The sequence below is a fragment of the Halobacterium salinarum DSM 3754 genome (genome assembly GCF_008124605.1).
In the GTDB taxonomy this organism is placed as follows: domain Archaea; phylum Halobacteriota; class Halobacteria; order Halobacteriales; family Halobacteriaceae; genus Halobacterium; species Halobacterium salinarum.
The window spans coordinates 1-7,480 of the sequence record NZ_VRYN01000023.1 but is presented as its reverse complement, the minus strand read 5'-3'; the positions used below and the strand labels follow the sequence as shown (position 1 = coordinate 7,480).

Annotated in this window: 4 protein-coding genes and 5 pseudogenes; 5 read left to right on the top strand and 4 right to left on the bottom strand. The window is 55.9% G+C overall.

Going from position 1 to position 7,480, the window contains the following annotated elements; genetic code table 11:
• Positions 1 to 150: pseudogene (locus APQ99_RS12195) on the top strand (ISH3 family transposase); the annotation flags it as partial.
• A 145-nt stretch (positions 151 to 295) separates the two neighbouring features.
• Here the strand turns inward: APQ99_RS12195 and APQ99_RS12190 are convergent.
• Positions 296 to 1,090, bottom strand: a pseudogene (locus APQ99_RS12190) (transcription initiation factor IIB); the annotation flags it as partial.
• Positions 1,091 to 1,380: 290 nt separating this feature from the next.
• Between APQ99_RS12190 and APQ99_RS12185 the strand changes: the two are divergent.
• Complete coding sequence (locus APQ99_RS12185; RefSeq protein ID WP_136361169.1) at positions 1,381 to 1,662, top strand: checkpoint protein HUS1 family protein; 282 nt, start codon at positions 1,381 to 1,383, stop codon at positions 1,660 to 1,662.
• Between the two features lie 153 nt (positions 1,663 to 1,815).
• On the opposite strand, the pseudogene APQ99_RS12180 reads toward APQ99_RS12185, so the two are convergent.
• The 3 genes and pseudogenes from APQ99_RS12180 to APQ99_RS12165 all read right to left on the bottom strand — a co-directional run bounded on the left by APQ99_RS12180 (position 1,816) and on the right by APQ99_RS12165 (position 3,851).
• Positions 1,816 to 2,644, bottom strand: a pseudogene (locus APQ99_RS12180) (IS5 family transposase).
• Between the two features lie 278 nt (positions 2,645 to 2,922).
• Positions 2,923 to 3,546 (bottom strand): hypothetical protein, encoded by a 624-nt coding sequence (locus tag APQ99_RS12170; protein WP_136361170.1) that lies wholly within the window; start codon positions 3,544 to 3,546, stop codon positions 2,923 to 2,925.
• Positions 3,547 to 3,623: 77 nt separating this feature from the next.
• Positions 3,624 to 3,851: a hypothetical protein gene (locus tag APQ99_RS12165; protein WP_136361171.1), complete on the bottom strand. Its 228-nt coding sequence runs from the start codon at positions 3,849 to 3,851 to the stop codon at positions 3,624 to 3,626.
• Between APQ99_RS12165 and APQ99_RS12160 the strand changes: the two are divergent.
• The 3 genes and pseudogenes from APQ99_RS12160 to APQ99_RS12150 form a co-directional block, all read left to right on the top strand.
• Positions 3,834 to 4,997 (top strand): annotated as a pseudogene (locus APQ99_RS12160) (type B DNA-directed DNA polymerase); the annotation flags it as partial. The gene APQ99_RS12165 and the pseudogene APQ99_RS12160 sit on opposite strands and share 18 nt — an antisense overlap.
• 1,143 nt (positions 4,998 to 6,140) lie before the next feature.
• A complete protein-coding gene (locus tag APQ99_RS12155) occupies positions 6,141 to 7,202 on the top strand; it encodes an AAA family ATPase (RefSeq protein ID WP_244289018.1) in 1,062 nt (353 codons plus the stop codon).
• Positions 7,203 to 7,226: 24 nt separating this feature from the next.
• A pseudogene (locus APQ99_RS12150) lies at positions 7,227 to 7,480 on the top strand (ISH3 family transposase); the annotation flags it as partial.

Genomic DNA, 7,480 nt, shown 5'->3' with positions numbered 1-7,480 from the left:
GTGGCGACGCCGCGCCGAGGCGGGCGTCGCCTCTGGTGGTGGCCGTACAAGGAGTTCGTGAATATGGTTCGACGGGCAGCGTGGACGGCCCTCGCGGTGCGTCGGGCCGTCCCCGCGAACCGGCCACCAGACGACCGGTTCCACCGGTAGTCACCCACCGAGTACGGCGTCTCCGCAAGTGGCAACGCTGTCGCGTCGGCGGCTGAGCGCCGCCGACAGCGACAGCTCCGCCTTCGATCAGCGTTGCTCAACCGTGATCGACGACTCACCACAACAGAACAGATGGCTCAAGTCGGATTAGCCGGCGATGCTTTGTGAGGTACTGAATCTCGTTAGCCTTCGCTTCAACTTCTTGCGGAAGATCAAGTTTTGAACTGAATCGCGGAACGTACTGTTTTGGATCAACCGGTAGTAACTCAAGGTTGAGTTCATTTGATATATACCGATAAGTGCGGCTAATTTCGATTCGTTCAACACGTGAAACCTCCGCTATCTCCTCCAGTGACCGCGGGATACCTTCCTGCCGACAGCCCGCATAGAGCGCAGCCGTCGCCACCCCTTCAATCGACCGTCCGCGAATCAGGTCCTCATCTAATGCCCGGCGGTAGATAACGCTCGTTACCTCACGAACGTCTCGCGGGACACCGAGTGCACTCGCCATCCGGTCAATCTCGCTGAGCGCAAATTGGAGGTTCCGTTCCCCAGCATCCTTCGTCCGGATTCGCTCCTGCCATTTCCGTAGGCGGTGCATTTGCGACCGCTTCTTTGACGAGATTGCTCGCCCATACGCGTCTTTGTCTTTCCAATCGATCTGGGTGGTCAGACCCTTATCATGCATTGTGCTGGTGGTCGGGGCCCCGACACGCGACTTTTCCTGTCGTTCTTGATGATTGAATGCTCGCCACTCTGGGCCAGAATCTACCAAGTCCTCTTCTAGGACGAGCCCACACTCTTCACAGATCCGCTCCCCTCGGCTAGACTGTTGGATAATTTTGTCTGAACCGCATCCTGAGCAGGTAGTACCCTCAATTTCGTCGTCAGATTGCTCTGTTTCGTGCTCTTCGTCATCGAGCCGGACAGACCAAACCATTGGCTTTTAACAGTAGAACCGCTGGAGCATAAAGTTTGAATAATAGATCTGTCACCTATCTCGGAGAATTGAGATGATCGACTCTTGATTTCAGAATGTGCCTTCCCATCGGGATTAACACAGTGGATCCGAACTAGCTCAGCATCCTTCGGTTCACTACAACAGGTTTGGCGAGGACCTTCGAAGCAGACGAACCCCAATTCAGACATTCTGTTGGGGGTAGACGAGTGACAAAGATACCGGATATCGCAAATCGACACGATTTACCTATACCCTCTCGTAGGTGGCTTATGGCAGATCTCAATCCCATTGCTAAACAAATTCATAACCTTAGTCCTGGTTCTGTCAAGATAATACTTGACGATGGATCGCAAATAATATCCCAGATATCCAAGGCGGAGTTTTTTCAGCAAGAATTTCAGGCAGAGGGAACTCGTGAAAATGAACAAAATCTATATCGGTTTGTATCGAGTGAAGATAATGAATCCGTTCTGGTTGGCCGAAAGGGGCCAGATGAGGATACTTGGACGATGATTGGGCGTGTTCAAGAAGTTGATACAGTTGATAAATGATAACGCTCTTGTGGCGTAGATTGTTGATGAGTTAAAGTGCAGTTTCGAGGATGATTTTCAGCCCTTCTTTCCCTGGTTTTCGGAAAACTTCGCGGCGGAGTTAGTACGCTCTGAGATACGGGGCCGTTGTGAATCGCCAGACGTAGCGTGATTTCATGGTTTCACCGCTTGCTTGATGTTGTGAACCGCACACATCAGGACGAGTTCACGAAACTCACCGTGCCAAGTTCGCGCACGCACGGCGTCGCCGAGCGTGCGCTTGATCGCTGAGAAGACGGTTTCACACATCGCTCTCTGGCGGTATCGAGGCCCATCGATCCGCGCGTTGTGCGCGTGATCGATGGGCCGGTACTCACGATGTTTGATCAGCGGCCTCACGCCCTCTTCGCGGAGTTTCTCGCGTAAATTCATCCAATCGTAGCCTTTGTCCGCAGCGAGGCTGGCGAGGTCGCCCGCGTTGCGGCGGGCGACCTGCCAGCCGAGTTGTGTGTCGTGACGTTTCTCGGTCGTACAGTGAACGTCCAGAATCGCGTGGCTTTCTGTGTCCACGAGAGCAGTTGTTTTGAGCGTCTGGACGCGGTAATTCGTCCGACGGCAGTAGTGCTTGCTCGCGTTTTCGCGGTCAAAGAATGTCGCGTCGATAGCGGCGTGACCGCTCGGGCCGTGCAGCTGCGCCGAGAGGCGCAGCAGCACTCGCCAGAGTGCTGTCTTGATTCTATCAAACCACTTTACTAACGTCGAATGATGCGGGGAAATCGGCCGGTTCAAGGCCGATCTCCCCGAGAATATGTGGAATCTCACTCAGCAGATCCAACGCCTCTCGGTAGGACTTCTCCAAGTAAACCCGGAGACAATGGAGCGATACGATGGCGTAATCGGCGAAGCCGCCACCCCCTTCGGGGGCGGCGACTTCGCCTCGGCCACCGACAGCATTTTTAGCTAACTGAACCGCTTTCTTCGTGAAGCGGGAGATCTTCGACATAGGCATCGGCGGTTTCCCGCTTCATTCCACTAGTTCTGACGGTCGAAGCCGACGCTGTCCAGTGATTCACCAGAGCCATTCGTCATGAACACCGAGTACTGCCGATGATCGGTGTGCTCGGAGTTCTCTTTCCGTCGGTAGATCAGTGTTGTTGAATGCCACTCGTTGTCGCCCAAGTGCAATTTTCGATCACGAACTCGACTTCTCCTCGTTGTACCCGAACATCATCTGTACCCGGAAACTAGAATGAACCCACAGAAGCTGTCTGAGCGCCTCTGTTAGTCGTCGCGGAACTCTTTGACGAGTTCGCGTGCTTCTGCAACTGGATAGGTGTCGTCGTTGTAGTACGCCTTATCGTAGCAGTCTGCGTGATGCTCGAGTAATTCAAGCGCGTGTTCGGAGAGCGCACTCCAGGTGGTGTTGGTTGCTTCCTCGGCGACCCACGCGCTGAGCTTCCGGCTGGATATTGCTCCGGTACGGAACGAGACTTGATTGTGGACGACGAGAACACCATTGTCGGGCGCGTTCACGATTTTGCCAGGCCCACCGCCGAACTTCGGCGGTCGTTTACGGAATGGTTGTTCGTCACCGTCAACGTCGTCTTGGAAGTCTGGGTGATATTTCGGGATGAGAGTTATGACCTTGTCCTTGTATTCGTCGAAGTAGATTCCACGGCCAACCTCGTCCAGCCCGACCAGCCACGTGGAGTAATGGCTTATGTCGCCCGTTTGATGCTGGGTTGATTGCTCATCGATTACCGTCTTCCATTGACGAAGTGGAATTGGGGTGTGGCACTCCCGGCAGACTCGCCCGACTTCTGGAATATGAACGGTTGCTTCTCGTGGAGCTTCGTGTCCACACTCCGTTGAGACGGTGTTATCAGCGGATTCTGTATCGTTCATGGAACTTCTACCATCACTCGAGTGATAGAAACTGGTGGGTGTGTTCGCGCTTCCAGCTGCTGGGAGCCAGGGTGACGCTAGTCGAGAAATTGAATTGCGGCATCAACGGCGATCCGAACTTCGCTTTCATCAAGGTCGTATTCGAAGGCTTCTCGGAGAATCGTCTGCTTGATGGTCTGTTGAGCAGCGTTTGTCGCTGCATCGTTATCGGCTTGCAACTGTTCGCGAACGCGGCCAAGAATGATTGCTAATAGCGGGATGATAACGCGTTTCTGGTCGGTCCAACTGTCAGCGAGAACGTCCACGAACTCGACTTCTCCTCGTTGTACCCGAACATCATCTGTACCCGGAACGTCTCGCCGGACGTCATCCGGTGTGAGTGCCACAGCGACCGCGACGACGTCCCCGGCCTCGGGTACTCGATCTGCGACGACCGGGGCTACCTCGTCGACGTGCTGCAGCCGATCATCGACGCTCGCGACGAGATCAAGGCGGCCATCCGTCGCGAGAAGGAACGGGACGACCCCGACGAGGACCGACTGGCAGAACTCGAGGGACGGTCGGGAGCGCTGAAGTGGATCCTCGTCGCCTGCTTCGGGTATCAGGGGTTCAGCAACGCGAAGTTCGGCCGCATCGAGTGCCACGAGGCGATCAACGCGTTCGCTCGTGAGATTCTGCTGACGGCGAAACAGCGACTGGAAGCCGGCGGCTGGCGCGTCGTTCACGGCATCGTCGACTCCATCTGGGTGACGCCGGACCCCGACGTCGACGACGAGGACCGCGAGGACCTCGAGACGCTCGCGGCGGAAATTACGGACCGCGTCGAGATTCGGCTCGAACACGAGGCCCACTACGACTGGGTGGCGTTCGTCCCGCAGCGCGAGAGCGACGCCGGCGCGTTGACGAAGTACTTCGGGAAGATCGCCGGCGACGACGACTTCAAGCTCAGAGGCATCGAAGCCCGGCAGCGCTCAACCCCGCCGTTCATCGAGAACGTCCAGCGGGACTGTCTTGACCGGCTCGATGCCACGCGGTCACCGGACGCCGTACTCGACTGTCTCCAGGACGCAATCAAGCGCCTCCACGCTGGGACGGTGCCGATTGACCAACTCGTCGAACGGAATCGTGTCTCCAAGCCGCTGGAACGGTATACACAGACCACTCAGAACGTGGCGGCGCTGAAGCGGGCTCGGGACCAAGACCTCGCTATCCACCCGGGACAGGATATCGAGTACGTAGTCGTCGACGACGAGGAGAGCTCTCGAGAGCGGGTCGCGTTAGCCCACGAAGAGATAGAGTCGTACGATGCGTCGTACTACGAGACGCAACTCGTCAGAGCTGTCGAGAGTGTGCTGTCACCGCTTGGCTGGGGTCGGACGGAGATTCAACGTGAGATCGCGGAAACTCGGGAAACGGACTTGGCCGTCTTCACCGAGACTGAGAGAGGTTAACCAACACTATCGAGGTATCGGGAAGTTTGTTGGTTAATGCTGAGTGGAGACACGGAACGGACCTGGAGAGAATACTTCGCCCACACACCCCTCGTCCAGAGTGAAAACCAATCAAGAGAGTGGGGTGAGGTCCACGGGAAACGGGGGTTCTCGTGGCAGAAGATGAGGAAGAATCACGGGAAGACTGCCTGAGACGGGAGAACACGGAAGAACTGGAGCAGCAAACACGAGCAGCGGTTCGAAACCACCCGGACGAATGCCGCCCTCGTCCTCTTACTCGTGCTGAATGCACTTGGGGAGTGGTAGGAGGCAGGTAGTAATAAAACCTCTAGGTAATACTATGAAAAGTGGTATGTTTAGAGGAACTTCGACTGTGTGACGACTGCTGTTCGACGGATACTCGTCTCACGTCTTGTGATTTCGGCACTTCCCAGCCGACTCGTCGTGTGGTCTCCGCCGGGTCAACCGAGGGACTCTCGTAGCGTTACACTCTGGACGAGGGGTGTGGGGGTTCGATTCCATCGTCCACGTATTATGAGACGTTGAAGGAACAATCGTCATTCTGACTATTCGCCAACCAGCGAACCGGCATCAAAGCCGAAATCGGGATTGGTATCTCCCGATATTCCTCGTCAACCGGAATCAAGATACCCGATCCCGACTGTTCCGATTGTACCCTGCTTTGCTTCGGTTGGAGATCTGGTCAGCGTCTTCACTCTTGGTTGGGGGTGTCGACGAATGCTCGTCACCGGCGCTTTCACTCTGGACGAGGGGTGCCTGTTATGCGTCAGACGCCTAGTGCCGATGTGTCTTCTCATAGAATTAATACTCGGTTGGGGAGATACACTCTGGACGGGGGGTGTCGTCTCATCCAAGTACGCTGCTCACCGGGTTGAGGGATATTCACTCTTGACGAGGTGTGCGTCAAACTCGCTCCAGTCCGGCGTTTTCACTCTGGATTGGGGGGTGTCAGTCTGCGTCGGTAACGCTTGCTCCGATTCCAGATTCACTCGGGGCCGGCCCGATTCTTCGTGAAGATGATACGGCGGCGATAATACATCAGAAGACTACGATCGCCCGATTTACACTCTGGTCAAGGTGGCAAAATCATTAAGTGGGTTCCATCCGCGATGTCTGATATTGATGGCTGAGGAACCGTCCCAACTCTCTGACTTCGACGGCCGCTACGAGGATCCCGCTGACGATCCCCTCTTTGACTTTGATGAAGACGACCCCAACCGAGCCAACATTTTCGCTCGCAAGGAGCTGCTGAAAGTTGGCCACGTCCCTGAAAGCGGACGTATCGTTGGCCGAGATGGCGAGATCAAGGCCGTGGCTGCTGAACTCAGGCCAATCGTTCGTGGCGATCCGCCCAACAACGTGATTATTTACGGCAAAACGGGAACCGGGAAGTCACTCGTTGCCCGTCACGTCACCGAGCGAGCACGGCGGGCCGCGGAGTCGAACGGTGTGTCCGTGGGCACGGTCTACGTTGACTGCGCGCAGCACAACACACAGACGCGTGTTGCCAGGACGGTGACCCGTTCACTCAACGAGACGGGCGAGACTGACTTCGATATTCCGCGCGCAGGGATTGGCAGCGGGGAATACTACGACTATCTCTGGGAGATTCTGGATACTGCCTACGAGTCAGTCATCATCATTCTCGACGAGGTGGACCGACTCGATGACGATGATATTCTTATGCAGCTCTCGCGGGCTCGCGAATCAGGGAAAGCGGATTGTCACCTGGGCGTCATCGCGGTCAGCAACAAGATCGAGTATCGCGACCAGCTGAACGAACGCGTCAAGTCCAGTCTCCGCGAGGAAGAGTTCGTCTTCCAGCCCTACGATGCGAATCAACTGCGCGAAATTATGAAGCACCGACGGGACGCGTTCCACGATGGCGTTCTCTCGGATGATGTGATCCCGCTGACGGCGGCACTAGCCGCCCAAGAACACGGTGACGCCAGAAAGGCCATCGAAATTCTTCGTCACGCCGGCGAACTAGCCGAGCGAGAAAACGTCGATACAGTCGTCGAGGAACACGTTCGCGATGCCCAGGAGTGGGCTGAAATCGATCGCTTCGAGGAGCTTCTCCGTGGATCGACGACACAGGTCAAATTCATCCTCTATTCGCTCGCGCTGCTCACCGAAGAGAACCCGAACGAGGATGGATTCTCAGTACATCACAAAGCCGCTTAGTTAGAACGTCTGCTTGCTGAAGGTGTGTCTACGACCCAGCAAGCAGACAGTGAGATTCACGAGGACCAGCTTCTTAACTTTCTCGTCAACACCCTTGAGGAGGAAGTTCCGCTTTCCTTAGCCAATAACGCTGAAATCACTACTGAGGGCATCTATGAGGTCCTCGTCGGCGCTTGCGCCGACGGGACCTCTGTCTCTACGCTCTGTGCGTCGAGTCAGAACGGCCCCGCTGCCAACACGATCCTCTACCATCTCCGGACGAAGTTCGAGCCCAAACG